This is a genomic window from Streptomyces sp. NPDC001508 (genome assembly GCF_040298665.1).
Lineage (GTDB): Bacteria > Actinomycetota > Actinomycetes > Streptomycetales > Streptomycetaceae > Streptomyces.
Map to the genome: position 1 here is coordinate 41737 of NZ_JBEPAP010000029.1, position 19063 is coordinate 60799.

Consider the following 19063-nt stretch of genomic DNA (forward strand, 5'->3'; position numbering starts at 1 on the left):
GGCGGCCCGCCCCGGCGCCGCGGCTGCCGCGGGGGGCCGCCCCGTGGCACGACCCCCGCAGGCTACGCGATCCGCTGTGGGCGTACGTCCCGCGGGAACTTCGCCCAGGGCGCGCACGCTTGCATACAGTGGCAGGACTGGCAGGAAAACCGCGGTTCAACGACCGCATCCGCGATCGAAGGGACGTACATGCCCATGGGTCACACGGCCACAGCCGAGGCAGGCTCCGGGGGCCTGACAGCGACCGAGCACCGCCTGGCCAACGGGCTGCGCGTGGTGCTCTCCGAGGACCATCTGACCCCGGTCGCGGCGGTCTGCCTCTGGTACGACGTCGGCTCCCGCCACGAAGTCAAGGGACGCACCGGTCTGGCTCACCTCTTCGAGCACCTGATGTTCCAGGGCTCCGCACAGGTGCAGGGCAACGGGCACTTCGAGCTGGTGCAGGGCGCCGGAGGGTCGCTGAACGGCACCACCAGCTTCGAGCGGACCAACTACTTCGAGACCATGCCCGCCCACCAGCTGGAGCTGGCCCTGTGGCTGGAGGCCGACCGCATGGGCTCGCTGCTGGCCGCGCTGGACGACGAGTCCATGGAGAACCAGCGGGACGTCGTCAAGAACGAGCGCCGCCAGCGCTACGACAACGTGCCCTACGGCACCGCCTTCGAGCGGCTGACCGCCCTCGCCTACCCCGAGGGCCACCCGTACCACCACACGCCGATCGGTTCGATGGCGGACCTGGACGCGGCAACCCTGGAGGACGCGCGTACGTTCTTCCGCACCTACTATGCGCCGAACAACGCCGTACTCTCCGTGGTCGGCGACATCGACCCGCGGCAGACGCTCGCCTGGATCGAGAAGTACTTCGGTTCGATCCCGTCCCACGACGGCAAGCCCGAGCCCCGCGACGGCTCGCTGCCCCAGACCATCGGGGAGCAGCTGCGCGAGGTCGTCGTGGAGGAGGTTCCGGCCCGCGCCCTGATGGCCGCCTACCGGCTGCCGCAGGACGGCACGCGCGCGTGCGACGCGGCCGACCTGGCGCTCACGGTCCTCGGCGGCGGCGAGTCCTCCCGCCTGTACAACCGGCTGGTGCGGCGGGACCGTACGGCGGTGGCGGCCGGGTTCGGCCTGCTGCGGCTGGCCGGCGCGCCCTCCCTGGGCTGGCTGGACGTGAAGACCTCCGGTGATGTCGAGGTGCCGGTCATCGAGGCCGCCATCGACGAGGAGCTGGCCCGGTTCGCCGAGGAGGGCCCCACGTCCGAGGAAATGGAGCGCGCCCAGGCGCAGTTGGAGCGCGAGTGGCTGGACCGGCTCGGCACGGTCGCGGGCCGCGCCGACGAACTGTGCCGCTACGCCGTCCTGTTCGGTGACCCGCAGCTCGCCCTCACCGCCGTGCAGCGGGTCCTGGAGGTGACCGCCGAGGAGGTCAAGGCCGTCGCCCAGGAACGGCTGCGTCCGGACAACCGCGCGGTGCTCGTCTACGAGCCGCTCTCCGCCGAGTCCGCGGAGCAGACCGAGGACGTGGACGTCCCCGAGGACCCCGAGTCCGAAGCCACCGTCGAAGCCGGCGACGACACCGGCGACAACAACGAGGAGGCGGCCAAGTGACCGATCTCGCCGCGATGGAGTTCCACCCGCAGCCCCGCGCGGGCGAGGCGAAGCCGTGGGCGTTCCCGGCCCCCGAGCGCGGCACGCTGGACAACGGCCTGACCGTCCTGCGCTGCCACCGGCCCGGCCAGCAGGTCGTCGCCGTCGAGGTGCTGCTGTCCGCGCCGCTGGACGCCGAGCCGTCCGGTCTCGACGGCGTGGCCACGATCATGGCGCGGGCCTTCTCCGAGGGCACCGACCGGCACTCCGCAGAGGAGTTCGCCGCCGAACTGGAGCGGGCGGGCGCCACGCTGGACTCGCACGCCGACCACCCGGGCGTCCGGCTGAGCCTGGAGGTCCCGGTTTCCCGCCTGGCCAAGGGTCTCGGGCTGCTGTCCGACGCGCTGCGCGCGCCGGCGTTCGCCGACAGCGAGGTGGAGCGGCTGGTCCGCAACCGCCTCGACGAGATCCCGCACGAGCTGGCCAATCCGTCCCGCCGCGCCGCCAAGGAACTCTCCAAGGAGCTGTTCCCGGCGGCCTCGCGCATGTCGCGTCCGCGCCAGGGCACCGAGGAGACCGTCGCCAAGATCGACGCGGCGGCGGTGCGCGCCTTCTACGAGCGGCATGTGCGGCCCGCGACGGCCACCGCCGTGGTCGTCGGCGATCTGACCGGCATCGATCTGGACGCGCTGCTCGGCGAGTCCCTGGGGGTGTGGACCGGTGCCGCGTCCCAGCCGCGGCCGGTGCCGTCGGTGAGCGCCGACGACCGCGGGCGGGTGGTCATCGTGGACCGTCCCGGCGCCGTCCAGACGCAGCTGCTCATCGGCCGTGTCGGCGCCGACCGGCACGACCGGGTCTGGCCCGCCCAGGTGCTCGGCACGTACTGCCTCGGCGGCACCCTCACCTCCCGGCTGGACCGCGTCCTGCGGGAGGAGAAGGGCTACACCTACGGAGTGCGTGCCTTCGGCCAGGTCCTCAGGTCCGCCCCCGACGGCACGGGCGCCTCGCTGCTCGCCATCAGCGGCTCCGTGGACACCCCGAACACCGGTCCCGCGCTGGCCGACCTGTGGACGGTGCTGCGCACGCTGGCCGAGGAGGGGCTCACCGACGCCGAGCGCGACGTCGCCGTGCAGAACCTCGTCGGGGTGGCGCCGCTGAAGTACGAGACGGCGGCGGCCGTGGCGAGCACGCTCGCCGACCAGGTGGAGCAGCACCTGCCGGACGACTACCAGGCGGCCCTGTACCGGCAGCTGGCCGCCACGGGCACCGTGGAGGCCACCGCCGCGGTGGTGAACGCGTTCCCGGTGGACCGGCTGGTGACGGTCCTGGTGGGCGACGCCGCGCAGATCAAGGAGCCGGCCGAGGCGCTCGGCATCGGCGAGGTGCACGTGGTGTCCGCGGAGTAGTCCGCGGCCCGGTACACGCGCGTGGGGCCCTGACGACCGGTCGTCAGGGCCCCACGCGCGTGAACCGGGATGCCCGAATTGCGGCGGAGGTTGCCTGTCTGCCCTGTGGGATGCGCTACAAACACCCGGTTCGGTTTGGGGATGGAAAGTTGTCCCCTTTAGCGTCGTCCGGGCTGTTCGTCGGGCAGTGCGCCGCGCCCGCGGCACCGGACAGCCATCGCCGAGTCCCCGTACGGCGCGAGCCAGGGGGAGCCGGGGACCCAAGTCCCAGAGGTGAATCGGGCGTCCGCGCGGCACGCGGCCTCCCGTAGGAGACCTTCCTGCTCCGAGCCTTCTTCCAGGGCCTGAACGGCCTGGAGGGACCCCCACCGCTGACCCGGTAGGCGAGAAGGAAGGAAAGGACCAGTCACTCCATGGCGTTCACCCGCGCCACCGGGAAGCATCGTCGTTCCGGCCGGACGCACCGCACCACCGCCCGCGCCGCGGGCGTCGCGACCCTCGCCGCCACCGGCGTCATGGGCACCCTCGCGGCCGGCCCGGCGCACGCAGCCGGGACCGCAGCGGAGCAGACCGGCCTCACCCCCGTCGTCGGCATCGGCGACTTGGTCGCCGAGCAGATCGGCGCCCAGGCCGCCGCGCAGCGGCAGGCCGCCGAGGAGAAGGCGGCCGAGCAGGCCGCGCGCGAGGCGGCGGCGCGGCGGGCCGCGAAGGAACGCGCGGCCGAGGTCCGGGCCGCCCGCGAGGCCGAGCGCAGCCGGCTGAACGCCTTCGTCGCGCCGATCGCGCACTCCTACGTCTCCACCGGCTACCGGACCGGCGGCTCCCTGTGGTCCTCCGGCACCCACACCGGCATCGATTTCCACGCCGCCGCCGGCACCGCCGTCCACGCGGTGGGCTCCGGCACCGTCGTGTCGGCCGGCTGGGGCGGCGCGTACGGCTACGAGGTGGTGATCCGGATGGCCGACGGCATGTACACCCAGTACGGCCATCTGTCGTCCGTCGGTGTCTCGGTGGGCGAGCGGGTCACTCCGGGGCGGCAGCTCGGGCTGTCCGGCTCTACGGGCAACACGACCGGTCCGCACCTGCACTTCGAGGCGCGGACGACCCCGGAGTACGGCTCCGACGTCGATCCCGTCGCCTATCTTCGCCGGCACGGCGTGAACGTCTGACGGCCGGCGGCGCGTGGGTGCCGCGGCCCCGGCTCGCGAGCCGGGGTTTTCGTCGTTTCGGAAGTCCCGATGTCCAAAAAATATCCATGGATTCGGCCCGCCATCGGAAATTCCGGCTCATTGCCATAGAGTCACGGAACACACGTCAATCGTCGGCGTTTCACGGGGATTAAGGCGGAGGTCGGGCATGCGTATTCCGGCGCACTCGGTGTGCACGGCGATCCGGGACGACATCGTCGCTGGTGTCCACGGGCGCGGCAGCCGGCTCACCGAGGAACTGCTCGCGCGCCGCTACGGCGTCTCGCGCGTCCCCGTCCGCGAGGCCCTGCGCACCCTGGAGGCGGAGGGGTTCGTGGTGACGCGGCGGCACGCGGGCGCGTGCGTGGCCGAACCCACCGCGCAGGAGGCCGCCGACCTGCTGGAGATGCGCCTGCTCCTGGAACCGCTGGGCGCCTCCCGGGCCGCCCAGCGGCGCACGGAGGCCCACCTCAAGGTGCTGCGCGGCCTGGTCAGGCTGGGGCAGGAGCGGGCCAGGAGGGGCGACAGCGAGGATCTGCGCTCCCTCGGCGGCTGGTTCCATGTGACGCTCGCCCAGGCCACCGGCAGCCACGCCCTGACCTCGATGCTCACCCAGCTCCGGCACAAGATCGCCTGGATGTACGCGGTGGAGTCGCCCGCCGGCCCCGTCGAGTCCTGGGCGGAGCACGGCGCCGTCGTGGACGCGGTGGCGCGCGGCGACGCGGAGCGCGCGCGGGCGGTCATGGCCCTGCACACCGAGCGCGCGACGCCCGCGCACCGGCTGCGGTTCGCCCCGGGCGGTGGCCGCGCCGAGCGCGTGAGGAATTCGCAACATGCCGTAAACATGCCGGGGCTGCGAAATTAACACGGGCGCCCTATACAGAGAGGGAAATCCGGGAGAACGGGTTCTTTCGCTGCCCCTTTATGTCGTGCCCCGGTTTAATGGCCGGCCGTCGGGCGTGGGTCGGCCATGAATTCCTTCGGCCGGCCGTGAAAACGCGGAAGCCGCGTCGCCTTTTCCGGGCGACGCGGCTTCGGGAACCGGCTCAGACGGTCTCGGGCAGCTCTTCCAGTCCCTCGGCGACCAGCTTCGCCAGCCGGTCCAGGGCGGCGTCCGCGCCCTCGGCGTCGGAGGTGAGGACGATCTCCTCGCCCCCCTGGGCGCCCAGGCCGAGAACGGCCAGCATGGAGGCCGCGTTGACCGGGGTGCCCCCGGCCTTGGCGATCGTCACCGGGACGCCTGCGGCCGTGGCGGCTCGGACGAAGATGGAGGCGGGACGGGCGTGGAGGCCCTCGGCCCAGCCGACGTTGACGCGGCGCTCAGCCATGTGTTGCTGCCCTTCGGGTTCAGGTTGTCTAGACCAGTTTTCCATACGGTGAAGCGAACCCGGAGCGGGCCTGTCACCCGCTCCGGCGTGTCGTCGGACCGCGGCCTCGGCCCGACTCCGTCCCCCACAGACTGCCTTGCGGCGTTGTCATTGGCGAGCCGTACTCTGGGGCCCATGCACACCCCGGCGGATCAACACGACCGGCACGAGTACCCCGCCCACTGGGAGGCGGACGTGGTACTGCGCGACGGCGGCACCGCGCGCATCCGGCCCATCACCGTCGATGACGCCGACCGCCTGGTCAGCTTCTACGAGCAGGTCTCCAACGAGTCGAAGTACTACCGCTTCTTCGCGCCGTACCCCCGCCTGTCCGCCAAGGACGTTCACCGCTTCACGCACCACGACTTCGTGGACCGGGTGGGACTCGCGGCCACCATAGGCGGCGAGTTCATCGCCACCGTGCGCTACGACCGCATCGGCGCCGACGGCACGCCCGCCCCCGGCCCCGCGGACGAGGCCGAGGTCGCCTTCCTGGTGCAGGACGCGCACCAGGGGCGCGGCGTCGCCTCCGCCCTCCTGGAGCACATCGCCGCCGTCGCCCGCGAGCGCGGCATCCGTCGCTTCGCCGCCGAGGTGCTGCCCGCCAACACCAAGATGATCAAGGTGTTCACGGACGCCGGCTACACCCAGAAGCGCAGCTTCGAATACGGCGTCGTACGCCTGGAGTTGGACCTGGAACCCACCGACCGCTCGCTCGCCGTGCAGCGCGCGCGGGAGCAGCGCGCCGAGGCACGGTCGGTGCGCCGGCTGCTCGCACCCCGCTCCGTCGCGGTCCTCGGCGTGGGCCGCACGCCCCGCGGCGTCGGCCGCGGCGTCCTCGGCAACATCCGGGACGCCGGATTCACCGGCGGCCTGTACGCCGTCAACACGGCCTTCCCCGAGGAGCTGAAGCAGGTCGACGGCGTACCCGCGTACCGCTCGGTCGGCGACATCGCGGGCCCCGTGGACCTCGCGGTCGTCGCCGTCCCGGCCGAACAGGTCACCGAGGCGGTCACCGACTGCGGCGAACACGGCGTGCAGGGCCTCGTGGTGCTCTCCGCCGGATACGCGGAGAGCGGGCCCGAGGGCCGCGAGCGGCAGCGCGCCCTCGTCCGGCACGCGCGCACGTACGGCATGCGGCTCGTCGGGCCGAACGCCTTCGGAGTCATCAACACCTCTCCCGAGGTGCGGCTCAACGCCTCGCTCGCGCCCGAGCTGCCGCGCCCCGGACGGATCGGCCTGTTCGCCCAGTCCGGGGCCATCGGCATCGCCCTGCTGTCCCGGCTGCACCGGCGCGGCGGAGGCGTCACCGGCGTCACCGGCGTGTCCACCTTCGTGTCGTCAGGCAACCGGGCGGACGTCTCCGGCAACGACCTCATGCAGTACTGGTACGACGACCCCGACACCGACGTCGTCCTCATGTACCTGGAGACCATCGGCAACCCGCGCAAGTTCACCCGGCTGGCGCGCCGCACGGCCGCGGCCAAGCCGCTGGTCGTGGTCCAGGGGGCCGGAACCGCGCCACAGGGCCACGCGGTCCGGGCCACCCGGCTGCCGCGCGCGACCGTCTCCGCGCTGCTGCGGCAGGCGGGAGTCGTCCGGGTCGACACGATCACCGAACTGGTCGACACGGGACTCCTCCTCGCGCGCCAGCCGCTGCCCGCCGGACCCCGGGTGGCGATCCTCGGGAACTCCGAGTCGCTGGGGCTGCTCACCTACGACCGGTGCCTGGCCGAGGGACTGCGCCCGGAGCGGCCGCTGGACCTGACGACCGGGGCCACGGCTCAGGACTTCCACCGGGCGCTGTCCCGGGCGCTCGCGGACGACACCTGCGACGCGGTCGTCGTCACGGCCATCCCGGCGATCGGGGAGGGCCCGCCCGGGGACGCGGAGCTGGCCGAGGCCCTGCGGTCCGCCGCCGCGGCGGCGCCCGCGAAGCCCGTGCTCGTCGTGCACGTCGAACTCGGCGGGATCGCCGAGGCGTTGTCGGCGGCGGCCGGCACGGCACCGCAGTCCGGGCCGTACGCCCCCGCGGACGACGCCCGGACCGCCCCGCCGGCCCCGGACCAGGAGCCGCCCGCCGCGCCGCGGGACCGGGAGAGCACCGCGCCCGAAGGGCCGCGCGAGGGCTCCCGCCTGATTCCCGCCTACCCCGCGGCCGAACGCGCCGTGCGGGCGCTGGCCGAAGCCGTCAAGTACGCGCAGTGGCGGCGCGAGGCGGCCGAGCCCGGGAAAGTGCCCGAGTACGAGGACATCGACGAGAAGGGGGCCGCCGAGCTGATCGACGGCCTGCTCACCCTCGGACAGGGCCTCACCCTCGGCAAGGAGCAGACCTGCGAACTGCTCGGACGGTACGGCATTCATGTGCGCCGCGCGCTCGCCGCCCCCACCCCCGACGCCGCCGCCGAGGCCGCCCGCTCCCTCGGCTACCCGGTCGTCCTCAAGGCGACCGCGCCGCATCTGCGGCACCGCGCCGACCTGGGCGGGGTACGCCTCGACCTGGCCGACGAGGAGCAACTGCGCCGCGCCTACACCGAGTTGACCGAGCTGTTCGGGAAGCCCGCCGAACTGCGCCCGGTGGTGCAGGCGATGGCACCCCGGGGCGTCGACACCGTCGTACGGGCCGTGATCGACCCGGCGGCCGGGGCCGTGCTCTCCTTCGGACTGGCCGGGGCCGCCTCGCAGCTGCTCGGCGACACGGCGCACCGGCTGATCCCGGTGACCGACCGGGACGCGACCTCGCTGGTACGCGCCATCCGGACCGCACCGCTGCTGTTCGGCTGGCGCGGCTCCGCGCCGGTCGACACGCCCGCGCTCGAGGAGCTGCTGCTGCGCGTCTCCCGGCTGGTCGACGACCACCCCGAGGTGGTGGCGGTCACCCTGGAGCCGGTGGTCGTCGCCCCGCACGGGGTGAGCGTCCTCGACGCCACGGTGGGGCTCGCGCCCCCGCCGGCCCGCGACGACCTCGGCCCCCGGACACTCCCCGCCTACTGATGCGCCCCCGCACCCGCACGCCGACCCCGCGCCCCGACCCACCCGATCCCGGCCCGCCGATTCGGCCCTTCGCGTGCCGGCCCCGGCACGGCGGACCGGCTTTCTCGTCGGGCCGCCGCGCCGGTTCGGCCCTCGTGTGCCCGGCCCGCCCTGCCGGTTCGGCCCTCGCGTCCGGAGCCGCTCTGGCGGACCGGGTTTCTTGTCGGGGACGCCTCGCCGGTCAGGCCCTCGCGTCCGGAGCTGCCGTGCCGGTTCGGCCCTCGCGCTCGGAGCCGCCCTGCCGGTTGGGCTCTCCTGTGCCCGCCCCGGCCCGCCTCGCCGGTTAGGCCCTCGCGTCCGGAGCCGCCCTGGCGGTTCGGTCCTTGCGCGCTCCTAGCCGCCCCGGCGGACCGGCTTTCCCGTGTTAGGGGCCGGCTTGCTGGGCCGGTCCTTCCGTGGTCGTAGTCGGCCGTCGGGGCGGTGCCGGCGACCGGGGCGGAGCCTGTGGGTCCACGGACTAGGATGGACGCCATGGCCAAGACCAGTACGACGACCCAGGGGCTGCGTGCGGCGATCGAGCGCAGCGGCTACTACCCGGCCCTCGTGGCCGAGGCGGTGGAGGCCGCCGTGGGCGGCGAGCCCATGCGGTCGTACCTGGTCCACCAGGAGACGACGTTCGACCAGAACGAGGTCCGCCGGCATGTGACCGTGCTGGTCCTCACCGGCACCCGCTTCATCGTCAGCCACACCGACGAGCAGGCCGCCGACAGCACCTCCCCGACGCCGTACGCCACCACGTCCACGGAGTCCGTGAAGCTCGGCCGGATCTCGTCCGTGGTGGTCAGCCGTGTCGTTGCCAACCCGGAGCAGTACACGCCGGGCACGCCGCCCCGCGAGGTCGTGCTGACCATCGGCTGGGGCGCCGTCTCCCGCATCGACCTGGAGCCCGCCGCCTGCGGCGACCCGAACTGCGAGGCCGACCACGGCTATACGGGCAGTTCGACGGCGGACGACCTCAGCCTGCGCGTCAGCGAGGCCGGGGACGGCCCGGAGACGGTGCGCCAGGCGCTCGCCTTCGCCCAGGCCATCTCCGAGGCGACCGCGGACGTCACGCGCTGATGGTGCAGACCGCAGCCTGGGACCCGCACCCGGAACCGCTCGCCCTCGACACCGCGCCGCCGCCCCAGTACGGCAGCGGCTCGCTCGCCGACCTGCTGCCCACCCTGGCCGCCGGGATGGGCGTACCGGGCATGACCGCGGCGATCCCGGAACTGACCGCCGCCGACCGCACCTGTGTCTTCCTGATCGACGGACTCGGCTGGGAGCAGCTGGCCGCCCATCCAGCCGAGGCGCCCTTCCTGACCTCGCTGCTCGGCAGCTCGCGCGGCGGCACCGGCCGCCCGATCACCAGCGGCTACCCGGCGACCACCGCGACCTCCCTCGCCTCCGTCGGCACCGGTCTGCCGCCGGGCGCGCACGGCCTGCCCGGCTACACCGTGCGCAATCCGGCCACCGGCGAGCTGATGAACCAGCTGCGCTGGCAGCCGTGGACCCCGCCGACCGACTGGCAGCCGTACCCCACTGTCTTCCAGCTCGCCCAGGACGCGGGCGTGCACGCCGCCCAGGTCTCCTCCCCGGCCTTCGAGAGCACCCCGCTGACCAAGGTCGCGCTCAGCGGCGGCACGTTCTACGGGCGGCTCAGCGGCGAGGACCGCATGGACCTCGCGGCCCAGCAACTGGCCGCCGCCGACCGGGCCCTGGTGTACACGTACTACGCCGAACTGGACGGTGCGGGGCACCGCTACGGCGTCGCCTCCGACACCTGGCGCGGCCAGCTCATGTACGTCGACCGGCTCGCGCAGCGCCTCGCCGAGCAACTGCCGCCGCGCAGCGCGCTCTACGTCACCGCCGACCACGGCATGATCGACGTGCCCTTCGACGAAGATCACCGCATCGACTTCGACGAGGACTGGGAGCTGCGGGCCGGCGTCGCTCTGCTGGGCGGCGAGGGGCGCGCGCGGCACGTCTACGCGCTGCCGGGCGCCGAGGACGACGTCCTGACGTGCTGGCGCGAGGTGCTGGGGGAGCGGTTCTGGGTGGCCTCGCGGGACGAGGCGATCGCCGCGGGCTGGTTCGGGCCGCCCGGCGCGTGCGACGACCGGGTGTACGCGCGCCTGGGCGATGTGCTGGCGGCGGCGCACGACGACGTGCTGATCATCGCCTCCGAGCGGGAGCCGAAGGAGTCGGCGATGGTCGGCAACCACGGTTCGATGACCCCTGCCGAGCAGTTGGTCCCGCTGCTCGAAGTACGCTCCTGACGCCCCGACCGCCCCCTTTGCGCACGCCGTCGTCCACCGCACCGTTCAGCACGCTTCAGCATCCTTCAGTACCCTTCAGCACCGTTCAGCATCGTCCTGTGCCGCCCTCCTCGAAAGGTCCTCGACTCCCCATGCCCGAGCTGGTGTTCTTCTCCGGGACTATGGATTGCGGCAAAAGCACTTTGGCGCTCCAGATCGGACACAATCGTTCGGCTCGGGGGCTCAAGGGCGTCATCTTCACGCGTGACGACCGGGCCGGTGAGGGGAAGCTGTCCTCGCGGCTGGGGCTGGTGACGGAGGCTGTCGAGGCGGCCGAGGGCATGGACATGTACGCCTACCTCGTCGACCAGTTGTCCCGGGGCGGCAAGGCCGATTACGTGATCGTGGACGAGGCACAGTTCCTGGCGCCGGAACAGATCGATCAACTGGCGCGGGTCGTGGACGATCTCGGGCTCGATGTCTTCGCGTTCGGGATCACCACGGACTTCCGTACCAAGCTGTTCCCGGGTTCGCAGCGGCTGATCGAGCTGGCCGACCGGATCGAGACGCTCCAGGTCGAGGCGCTGTGCTGGTGCGGAGCCAGGGCGACGCACAACGCGCGCACGGTGGGCGGCGAGATGGTGGTCGAGGGCGCGCAGGTGGTCGTCGGCGATGTGAACCGTGCCGAGACGGAGATCGGGTACGAGGTCCTGTGCCGCCGCCATCACCTCCGCCGCATGACCGCGGCGACCACCCGCGCCGGAGCGCTGTCCCCCGATGTCCTGCCCGTGACCTCGGCCTGATCAAGACCCGGGGCGGACACCCGGATCCACACCCGTTGGGTCAGCCCACGTTCTTCGGTCGCTTCGGCCCCCCTCGGCGGTGTCGTCGGCGGCGATGCCGATACACAGGCCGCCGTGGGCCGGGCACAGGGGAGTCGGCCGGCGACGGCACTGTCATGGGCGCCGTCCCGGTCACATCCGCCGGTCAGCCAGAGCTGTGGCATACGGACGGGGCGAACGACGCCCCAGCCGACCGGTGCACCGGGCCTGTCGGACCCATCGAGGAGCGACCCCCAGCCGTCCCGGCGCCGACATCGGTACGGGAGCGGTCACGCTCACCCGGGCCGTGTTCGACCCTCACCCGGGCCGTGTTCGACCGGTGCCCGCCTGGAATCCGTACGGACGCCGCTGCCCGGTGTGTGCCTGTGCCTCGACGCCGCCGGAGCCGGGCGTCATATGCGGCCACCTCGCCGCCCGGGCCGCGCTTCGCCGGGAGTGCCAGATGACCACACCCCGCATCTGGGGCCGGTCGGCGGGACCACCGTTGCCGAGTACCCGAGTCGCACATCAGCGGGCTGACCCCGTCGGACGGGCGGCGCCTGGGGTTCGCAGGTCAGTGGGGGCTCTGGATCACCCAGAACCTGGCCCCTTCGGGGTCCGCCACGGCGGCCACCCGCCCGCGGTCGCTGTCGTGGGCCGGCTCGCGCACCCGGCCGCCGAGTTCGACGATTCGGTGCAGTGTCGCGTCCGTGTCGGCCACCTCGAAGTACGTCCGCCAGTGCGGGCCGCGGTCCCGCGGCAGCCCGTGCCCAACGCCGTGCACACCGGCCACCGGACGGCCGTCGAGGCGCAGGGTGACGTAGTCGAAGTCGGCGGAGACGACCGGCTCCTGCCCGTAACCGAACACCGTCGTGTAGAACTTGACGACGCTCGCGGTCTCGAAGGTGACGAGTTCGTTCCAGGCCGGGGTGCCGGGCACCCCGGTGACGGCCGCACCGAGGTGGGCGCCGCCCTGCCAGATCCCGAACACGGCCCCCGACGGGTCCGAGGCGATCGCCATCCGCCCGGCGTCGGCCGCGTCCAGCGGGCCGACTCCCACCGTGCCGCCGCACAGCCGTACCGTTTCGGCAGTGCGGTCCGCGTCGTCCGAGGCGAGGTAGGGGGTCCAGGCGACGGGCAGCGGCCGCCCCGGCGGCAGCTGACCGATCCCGGCCACCTCCCGCCCGTCGAGCAGGGCCCGCACATAGGGACCGAGATGCTGCGGACCGGACCGGAACTCCCAGCCGAACAGCGCCCCGTAGAACTCCTGCGTCGCCGCCAGCGTGCGCACCATGAGACTCACCCAGCAGGGCGTGCCGGGCGTGCGCCGGCGCATACCGCCGTTGGGACCGGCCGATCCCCGTGACTCGGTCATCGTCACCCTCTCCCCGGCCCCTCGCGGTGGCCGTGTCGCTTCCGCTCCGCGGAACCGGTGCGCCGCGGCGGCGCGCACGCTCCGTGCCGCCGCTCGCACCCGAGGGGCGGCACACACGCGGCCACGGCGCCGTCCGGCGGCGCACCGCCGAGAGTTCGCCGGGTCCGCCGCGCCCCACCCGATTCCCGACGACCGCGGGGCGCCCCACCGCCGCACAGCATGTGCCTGGTCCCGTACGCCACGTGACCGAGCCTGTCCGGCGGAGCAGAGTAGCCGGACCTGGACGACGCGGCCACCCCTGGCGTATGGATGGGGCCATGGAAGCCATCATCACCGCATCCCGACTGGCGCACGACCTGACCACGGACGCCCCACCCGTACTGCTCGACGTCCGCTGGCAGCTGAGCGTGCCGGCGGCGAGCGGGGCACCGGCCTTTGACGGCCGGGCCGAGTACGCGGCCGGGCACATCCCCGGCGCGGTCTTCGTCGACCTCGACCGGGAACTGGCTTCGCCGCCCGGGGAGCGCGGCCGGCATCCGCTGCCCGACCTGGCCGAGTTCGGCGCCGCGATGCGCCGGGCCGGCGTGTCGGCGGGCCGGCCGGTCGTCGTGTACGACGGCGGCCTGGGCTGGGCGGCGGCCCGCGCCTGGTGGCTGCTGCGCTGGACGGGCCACCCGGACGTGAGAGTCCTGGACGGCGGACTTGCCGCCTGGCAGGGCCCGCTGTCGGCCGAGACCCCCGAGCCGGCCGAGGGCGACTTCCGGCCGGTGCCGCGGGAGACGGGACTGCTCGACGCGGCCGGGGCCGCCGCGCTGGCCCGCTCCGGGGTGCTGTTCGACGCCCGGGCGGGGGAGCGGTACCGGGGTGACGTGGAGCCGATCGACCCGGTCGGCGGCCATATCCCGGGTGCTGTGTCGGCGCCGACGAACGAGAACGTGGACCCGGACGGGCGGTTCCTGTCCGCGGACGAGCTGAAGGCCCGGTTCGCCTCCCTCGGCGCCCTGGACGGGACGCGGGTCGGCGTGTACTGCGGCTCCGGTGTCTCGGCGGCCCACCAGGTGCTGGCCCTCGCGGTCGCGGGCATCCCGGCGGCGCTGTACGTGGGTTCGTGGTCCGAGTGGTCCGCGGATCCGTCCCGTCCGGTCGCCGTGGGGCCCGACCCGCAGTGACGACCTGAAGAAGCCCGACAGCCCAGGGACCCGAGGGGGCCCGACAGCCCAAGGAGAGGGCCCGGAAGTCCGGGCCCCCTCCTCATGGGGCGTACGACCCTGTTACTCCTGCTTCTTGCGGCGCGTGCCGAAGACGATCTCGTCCCAGCTGGGGACCGCCGCCCGGCGGCCCGGGCGGACGCCGTCGGCCTCGGCCTGGCGGTCGGTGGCCCCGACGAGACGGTCGCGGTGGCTGCCGACCGAGCGCGGCATGAGGACGTCCGCGTAGGCGGAACCGGCCGAGGCCGCCGGGGCGGGAGGCTCCTCCGCGGCGGGTTCGGCGACGGGCTCCTCCTCGGGCTCCGCGGGGCGCTCCGGCACCACCATGTCGCCCCGGAAGCTCGGCACCGCCTCCAGCAGGCTGGTCAGCGAGTCGCGCTCGCCCGCGCTCTCCTCGACGGGCTCGGACGTCTGGGCCGGCAGGCTCGGCCGCTCCCGGTCGAGGGTGCGGTCCAGCGGGCGGTCGCGCGGCAGGCGGGCGATGCGCGGCACGAACGGAAAGCTCGGCTCCGGTACGGCGAGATCGTCGGACTCGCCGATCAGCGAGCGCGCCTCGTCGTCGACGGCCTGGACGAGCCGTCGCGGCGGGTCGTACGTCCAGCTCGCCGAGTGCGGCTCGCTCGCCACCCGGTAGACCAGCAGCACCTCCCAGGTGCCGTCGTCGCGGCGCCACGAGTCCCACTGCACGGTGTCCTTCTCGGCGCCGCGCAGCAGCAGCCGCTCCTGGACGGCCTCGCCGAGCAGCGGGCCGGAGTTCTCGCCGGGGCGGCGGACCGGGGTCTTGCGGGCCCGCTCCGCCATGAAGGCGCGCTCCGCGAGCACGGGACCCTCGAACCGGCGTACGCGGTCGACGGGGATGCCGGCGAGCTGCGCGACCTCTTCCGCGGTCGCGCCTGCCCGTATCCGCGCCTGGATGTCGCGGGGGCGGAGATGGCTCTCCACCTCGATCTCGATCTGGCCGAGGCGCGGACGGTCGCCGCGCACGGCGGCGCGCAGCCGTTCGTCGATCGGAAGCGTGTACTCCGTGGAGTCGGCAGCCTTGAGCACCAGCCGTGTGCCGTCATTGGAGACGGCCACGACACGCAGTTCGGGCATGGGAACCTCCCGGGTGGTGCCTGCCGACGTCACCTGCGTCGCTGCTTCCGCTAGTCGAGTGTGGCCTGCCCGGGTGCAGCCTGCCACAACCTTGCCGAGTTGCCCGGCGTGTCGGGCGCAGACCCTGGATCGCCGTTATGGCACGGTTACCTATTCGCAACGCTAAGTGACCAACTCCGTCACCCTGTGCAACTAGCCCCCTCCCGGCGGTCCAGCAAGGCCCCGGACACCCTGGCGGGAGGCCGGCCCAGGGCTCGCAACAGTACTCCATTTGGGCCACGTGCGTGGATTGGCGCGCCGTCCAACTTCCGGCAAGGAGGGGGAGTCGGTCGTCCGCAACCCGGATTTCATGGGCGTGACCGTGGCGAACTTCACGCAATCCACAGAAACGGAACTATCGGTTTCGCCCGTACGTCACCTTCTCGTGCAGTCGGTCGATCACGTACGCGAAAGGCAGGAAGGGTCCGGGATGCGCGAAATGCCCGATATGGGCGGTGAGTCGAGCGGGCGGGACGGGGGCGCAGAACCGCGGCGCAGGCGCATCGACCTGAGCGTCCCGCAGGTCGCGGGCAGCGCCGTGGCCGCGGTCGTGGCCGCCAAACTCGCCTCCTACTTCGGCGTCTACGGCACCATCCTCGGGGCCGGCGTCGTCAGCGTCGTGGCCACCTGCGGCGGCAGCCTCTTCCAGCACTTCTTCTCGCGGACCGGCGAACAGATCCGCGGCGCGGCGGTCGCCGCCAAGCCCGAGGACCAAGCACCGCCGGCGCCCGGCGAGTTCACCGAGGGCACGGTCTACCGCGCGCGGATCCGCGGCGGGCGGCGCCCGGTGCTCGCCGCCGCCCTCGTGTTCGGACTCGCCCTGGCCGGCATCACGACGTACGAACTGGTCTCCGGCAACAGCTTCGGCGGCGGCACGGGCACGACGATCAGCGACGCGGTCCGCGGCTCGACCTCCTCGAAGTCCCGCGGCGACTCCTCACCCTCGTCCCCGGCGATGCCCGCCTCGCCCTCGTCCCGCTCGGCCACCCACCCGGCGGGCACCGGCGGTTCGACGGGGAGCGACGGCGAACCGAGCGGCGGCCCGACGCCCACACCGAGCGGCTCCCCGCAGGGGCGACAGGACGGCCGTACGGACTCGACGCCGGTGATCACCCCCACGCCCAGCGGCTCCGCTACGACCCCAGCACCCTCCGCAAGTAGTCGTTCTGGAACCGCCGTTCCGGATCCAGTCGGTTCCGCAACGCCGTGAACTCACCGAAGCGCGGGTAGGCGTCGGCGAAGTAGGCGGCGTCCCGGGTGTGCACCTTGCCCCAGTGCGGGCGGCCCCCGTGCGCGGTGAAGATCCGCTCGGCGGCGGTGAAGTACGCCTGGTACGGCGTGCCCCGGAACATGTGGACTGCGATGTACGCGCTGTCCCGGCCCGAGGCGGTGGACAGGGTGATGTCGTCGGCCGGGGCCGTGCGCACCTCGACCGGGAAGCTGATCCGGAGGCCGGAGCGGTCGACCGTCGACTTCAGTTCGCGCAGCGTGTCCACCAGGGCCGCCCGCGGAACGGCGTACTCCATCTCCACGAACCGCACCCGGCGCGGGGAGGTGAAGACCTTGTAGGGAATGTCCGTGTAGACGCGCGAGGACAGCGCCCTGCTGGAGATCCGGGCGATGGCCGGGACGGTCGCGGGCGCTGCCCGGCCGACCCACTGGGCCACCTGGAACACCCCGTTGGAGAGGAACTCGTCCTCGAACCAGCCCGCCACCTGCCCCACCGGCCGCTCCGGGCCCGCGCTGCGGTTGTTGCGCTTGGTGTTGGTGTTGCCGGTGTGCGGAAACCAGTAGAACTCGAAGTGCTCGTTCTCCGCCCAGAGTTGATCGAATTCGGCCAGCACCCGGTCGAGCGGCATCGGCTCCTCGCGGGCCGTCAGCAGGAAGACCGGCTCCACGGCGAAGGTGATCGCGGTGACGACGCCGAGGGCGCCCAGACCGATCCGGGCGGCCGCGAATACCTCCGGGTTCTCCTTCTCGGAGCAGGAGAGCACCGAGCCGTCCGCCGTGACCAGCTCAAGTCCCTTGATCTGGGCGGCTATGGAGGCCGAGTCCCGGCCGGTGCCGTGGGTGCCGGTGCTGGTGGCCCCGGAGACGGTCTGCTCCATGATGTCGCCCATGTTGGTGAGCGACAGCCCCTCGCGCGCGAGGGCCATGTTGAGCCTCTTGAGCGGGGTGCCCGCCTCAACGGTGACGGTCATGGCGTCCCGGTCGATCCTGCGGATGCCGGTCAACAGTTGAGGGCGGATCAACACACCGTCGGTGGCGGCGACGGCGGTGAAGGAGTGCCCGGTGCCGACCGCCTTGACCCGCAGGCCGTCCTCGGCGGCCTGCCGCACGGCCGACGCCAGCTCCTCCACCGAGGCCGGCATCACCTCCCGCGCGGGGCGGGCGACGACATTGCCTCCCCAGTTACGCCACGTGCCGTTCTTTCCGCTCGCTGTGCTGCTCAACGACGCCTCCGCGACCCGTGGCCGGCCTGCTGAGCCGGCGGTACCCGAGGAAACCGACCACGACCGCGACGGCCCCGGACACGGCCGGAACCCCGTACCCGGCGCGCGCACCGGCCGTGTCGATCACCCAGCCGGCCACGGAGGAGCCGAGCGCGACCCCGACCGCGAGGCCGGTGCTCACCCAGGTCATGCCCTCGGTGAGCTTCGCGCGAGGTACGTGCTCTTCGATGAGGGACATCGTCGTGATCATCGTCGGCGCGATGGACAGGCCCGCAACGAACAGCGCCACGGCCAGAAGCGACAGGTTTCCGACCAGTAGGAGGGGGATCATACTCACGGCCATCGCGCATACGCCCAGCAGCCACCGGCGTTCCGCGGCCCCGGAGAAGCGCAGCAGCCCGAACACCACCCCGGCCACGCAGGAGCCCGCCGCGTACAGCGCCAGGACGACGCTCGCGGCGGCCTTGTGGCCGCGCTCGTCGGCGAAGGCGACCGTGACCACGTCGACCGCCCCGAAGATCGCTCCCGTGGCGACGAACGTGGCCACCAGCACCTGGAGGCCGGGTGCGCGCAGCGCGCTGCCGCCGCCGTGGTGCCCGCGCGGGTGCGGCTCGGGCTCGGTGGCGCGCTGGGCGGTCAGCCAGAAGACGCCCGCGGCCAGGAAGCAGGAGGCCAGCAGCGGTCCCGCCTCGGGAAACCAGGCGGTGGACAGGCCGATGGAGATGATCGGCCCGAAGATGAAGCAGGCCTCGTCGATCACCGACTCGAACGAGTAGGCGGTGTGCAGTTGCGGGGTGCCCCGGTACAGGGCCGCCCACCGGGCCCGGATCATCGCGCCCAGGCTGGGCACCGAGCCGATCCCGGCGGCGCACACGAACAACACCCAGTCCGGCCACGAGAAGTACGCGGCGCACAGCAGCCCGGCGGACGCGACGAGCGCGACCAGGGTCGCGGGGCGCAGCACCCTGCGCTGCCCGTACTGGTCGACCAGCCGGGAGATCTGCGGACCGATCGCCGCGGCCGACAGCGCGATGGTGGCCGACAGCGCACCCGCGAGCCCGTACCGCCCGGTCAGCTGGGAGACCATCGTGACCACGCCGATGCCCATCATCGACAGCGGCATCCGGCCGAGGAAACCCGCGGCGGAGAACGCCCTGGTGCCGGGCGCAGCGAACAGAGCGCGGTAGGGGCTGGGCACAGGGGTCTCCGAATACGGTGCGGCGGGCGGCCCGGCCGACGGCGGGTACGGGACACGCGT

General features: G+C 73.2%; 15 protein-coding genes. 10 read left to right on the top strand and 5 right to left on the bottom strand.

The annotated features are described in order from the left end of the window. Nucleotides 1–189: 189 nt before the first annotated feature. The 4 genes from ABT245_RS24750 (at nt 190) to ABT245_RS24765 (ending at nt 5042) form a co-directional block, all read left to right on the top strand. Nucleotides 190–1605: a M16 family metallopeptidase gene (locus tag ABT245_RS24750; RefSeq protein WP_351737042.1), complete on the top strand. Its 1416-nt coding sequence runs from the start codon at nt 190–192 to the stop codon at nt 1603–1605. After that, nucleotides 1602–2990 (top strand): M16 family metallopeptidase, encoded by a 1389-nt coding sequence (locus ABT245_RS24755; RefSeq protein WP_351737044.1) that lies wholly within the window; start codon nt 1602–1604, stop codon nt 2988–2990. Before ABT245_RS24750 ends, ABT245_RS24755 begins: the two co-directional genes overlap by 4 nt. 413 nt (nt 2991–3403) lie before the next feature. After that, nucleotides 3404–4159, top strand: coding sequence for a M23 family metallopeptidase (locus tag ABT245_RS24760; protein ID WP_351737046.1), 756 nt, complete (start codon nt 3404–3406; stop codon nt 4157–4159). 187 nt (nt 4160–4346) lie between these two features. Next, complete coding sequence (locus tag ABT245_RS24765; RefSeq protein ID WP_351737048.1) at nt 4347–5042, top strand: GntR family transcriptional regulator; 696 nt, start codon at nt 4347–4349, stop codon at nt 5040–5042. A gap of 181 nt (nt 5043–5223) precedes the next feature. On the opposite strand, the gene ABT245_RS24770 is transcribed toward ABT245_RS24765, so the two are convergent. After that, complete coding sequence (locus ABT245_RS24770) at nt 5224–5505, bottom strand: HPr family phosphocarrier protein (protein ID WP_351737050.1); 282 nt, start codon at nt 5503–5505, stop codon at nt 5224–5226. A gap of 174 nt (nt 5506–5679) precedes the next feature. On the opposite strand from ABT245_RS24770, the gene ABT245_RS24775 reads away from it, so the two are divergent. The 4 genes from ABT245_RS24775 to ABT245_RS24790 all read left to right on the top strand — a co-directional run bounded on the left by ABT245_RS24775 (nt 5680) and on the right by ABT245_RS24790 (nt 11617). Beyond that, nucleotides 5680–8538, top strand: a complete 2859-nt coding sequence (locus ABT245_RS24775; protein ID WP_351737052.1) for a bifunctional acetate--CoA ligase family protein/GNAT family N-acetyltransferase — start codon at nt 5680–5682, stop codon at nt 8536–8538. 501 nt (nt 8539–9039) lie between these two features. Then, nucleotides 9040–9636, top strand: a complete 597-nt coding sequence (locus ABT245_RS24780; protein WP_351737054.1) for a DUF5998 family protein — start codon at nt 9040–9042, stop codon at nt 9634–9636. Beyond that, complete coding sequence (locus tag ABT245_RS24785) at nt 9636–10835, top strand: alkaline phosphatase family protein (RefSeq protein ID WP_351737056.1); 1200 nt, start codon at nt 9636–9638, stop codon at nt 10833–10835. The genes ABT245_RS24780 and ABT245_RS24785 overlap by 1 nt, the downstream gene beginning before the upstream one ends. Before the next feature lie 131 nt (nt 10836–10966). After that, a complete protein-coding gene (locus tag ABT245_RS24790) occupies nt 10967–11617 on the top strand; it encodes a thymidine kinase (protein WP_351737058.1) in 651 nt (216 codons plus the stop codon). A 592-nt stretch (nt 11618–12209) separates the two neighbouring features. Here the strand turns inward: ABT245_RS24790 and ABT245_RS24795 are convergent. Next, entirely contained in the window at nt 12210–13010 is an 801-nt protein-coding gene (locus ABT245_RS24795; RefSeq protein WP_351737060.1) for a VOC family protein, read from the bottom strand. 317 nt (nt 13011–13327) lie between these two features. On the opposite strand from ABT245_RS24795, the gene ABT245_RS24800 reads away from it, so the two are divergent. Further along, nucleotides 13328–14179: a sulfurtransferase gene (locus ABT245_RS24800; RefSeq protein ID WP_351737062.1), complete on the top strand. Its 852-nt coding sequence runs from the start codon at nt 13328–13330 to the stop codon at nt 14177–14179. Between the two features lie 102 nt (nt 14180–14281). Here ABT245_RS24800 and sepH read toward each other — a convergent pair whose 3' ends face one another. Further along, nucleotides 14282–15313: a septation protein SepH gene (gene sepH / locus ABT245_RS24805; RefSeq protein ID WP_351737064.1), complete on the bottom strand. Its 1032-nt coding sequence runs from the start codon at nt 15311–15313 to the stop codon at nt 14282–14284. A 469-nt stretch (nt 15314–15782) separates the two neighbouring features. On the opposite strand from sepH, the gene ABT245_RS24810 reads away from it, so the two are divergent. Continuing rightward, a complete protein-coding gene (locus ABT245_RS24810) occupies nt 15783–16562 on the top strand; it encodes a hypothetical protein (protein ID WP_502982181.1) in 780 nt (259 codons plus the stop codon). Here the strand turns inward: ABT245_RS24810 and ABT245_RS24815 are convergent. Beyond that, nucleotides 16486–17805 (bottom strand): D-arabinono-1,4-lactone oxidase, encoded by a 1320-nt coding sequence (locus ABT245_RS24815; protein ID WP_351737066.1) that lies wholly within the window; start codon nt 17803–17805, stop codon nt 16486–16488. The genes ABT245_RS24810 and ABT245_RS24815 overlap by 77 nt on opposite strands. Further along, nucleotides 17765–19003 (bottom strand): MFS transporter, encoded by a 1239-nt coding sequence (locus ABT245_RS24820; protein ID WP_351737068.1) that lies wholly within the window; start codon nt 19001–19003, stop codon nt 17765–17767. The genes ABT245_RS24815 and ABT245_RS24820 overlap by 41 nt, the downstream gene beginning before the upstream one ends. Nucleotides 19004–19063 lie beyond the last annotated feature (60 nt).

What these genes read in the sequence shown, in the direction of transcription:
- ABT245_RS24785 (WP_351737056.1), top strand. Translation starts at nt 9,636, where the DNA reads ATGGTGCAGACCGCAGCCTGGGACCCGCACCCGGAACCGCTCGCCCTC.
- ABT245_RS24770 (WP_351737050.1), bottom strand. Translation starts at nt 5,505, where the DNA reads ATGGCTGAGCGCCGCGTCAACGTCGGCTGGGCCGAGGGCCTCCACGCC.
- sepH (WP_351737064.1), bottom strand. Translation starts at nt 15,313, where the DNA reads ATGCCCGAACTGCGTGTCGTGGCCGTCTCCAATGACGGCACACGGCTG.
- ABT245_RS24765 (WP_351737048.1), top strand. Translation starts at nt 4,347, where the DNA reads ATGCGTATTCCGGCGCACTCGGTGTGCACGGCGATCCGGGACGACATC.
- ABT245_RS24810 (WP_502982181.1), top strand. Translation starts at nt 15,783, where the DNA reads ATGCGCGAAATGCCCGATATGGGCGGTGAGTCGAGCGGGCGGGACGGG.
- ABT245_RS24760 (WP_351737046.1), top strand. Translation starts at nt 3,404, where the DNA reads ATGGCGTTCACCCGCGCCACCGGGAAGCATCGTCGTTCCGGCCGGACG.
- ABT245_RS24790 (WP_351737058.1), top strand. Translation starts at nt 10,967, where the DNA reads ATGCCCGAGCTGGTGTTCTTCTCCGGGACTATGGATTGCGGCAAAAGC.
- ABT245_RS24780 (WP_351737054.1), top strand. Translation starts at nt 9,040, where the DNA reads ATGGACGCCATGGCCAAGACCAGTACGACGACCCAGGGGCTGCGTGCG.
- ABT245_RS24750 (WP_351737042.1), top strand. Translation starts at nt 190, where the DNA reads ATGCCCATGGGTCACACGGCCACAGCCGAGGCAGGCTCCGGGGGCCTG.
- ABT245_RS24775 (WP_351737052.1), top strand. Translation starts at nt 5,680, where the DNA reads ATGCACACCCCGGCGGATCAACACGACCGGCACGAGTACCCCGCCCAC.
- ABT245_RS24795 (WP_351737060.1), bottom strand. Translation starts at nt 13,010, where the DNA reads ATGACCGAGTCACGGGGATCGGCCGGTCCCAACGGCGGTATGCGCCGG.
- ABT245_RS24800 (WP_351737062.1), top strand. Translation starts at nt 13,328, where the DNA reads ATGGAAGCCATCATCACCGCATCCCGACTGGCGCACGACCTGACCACG.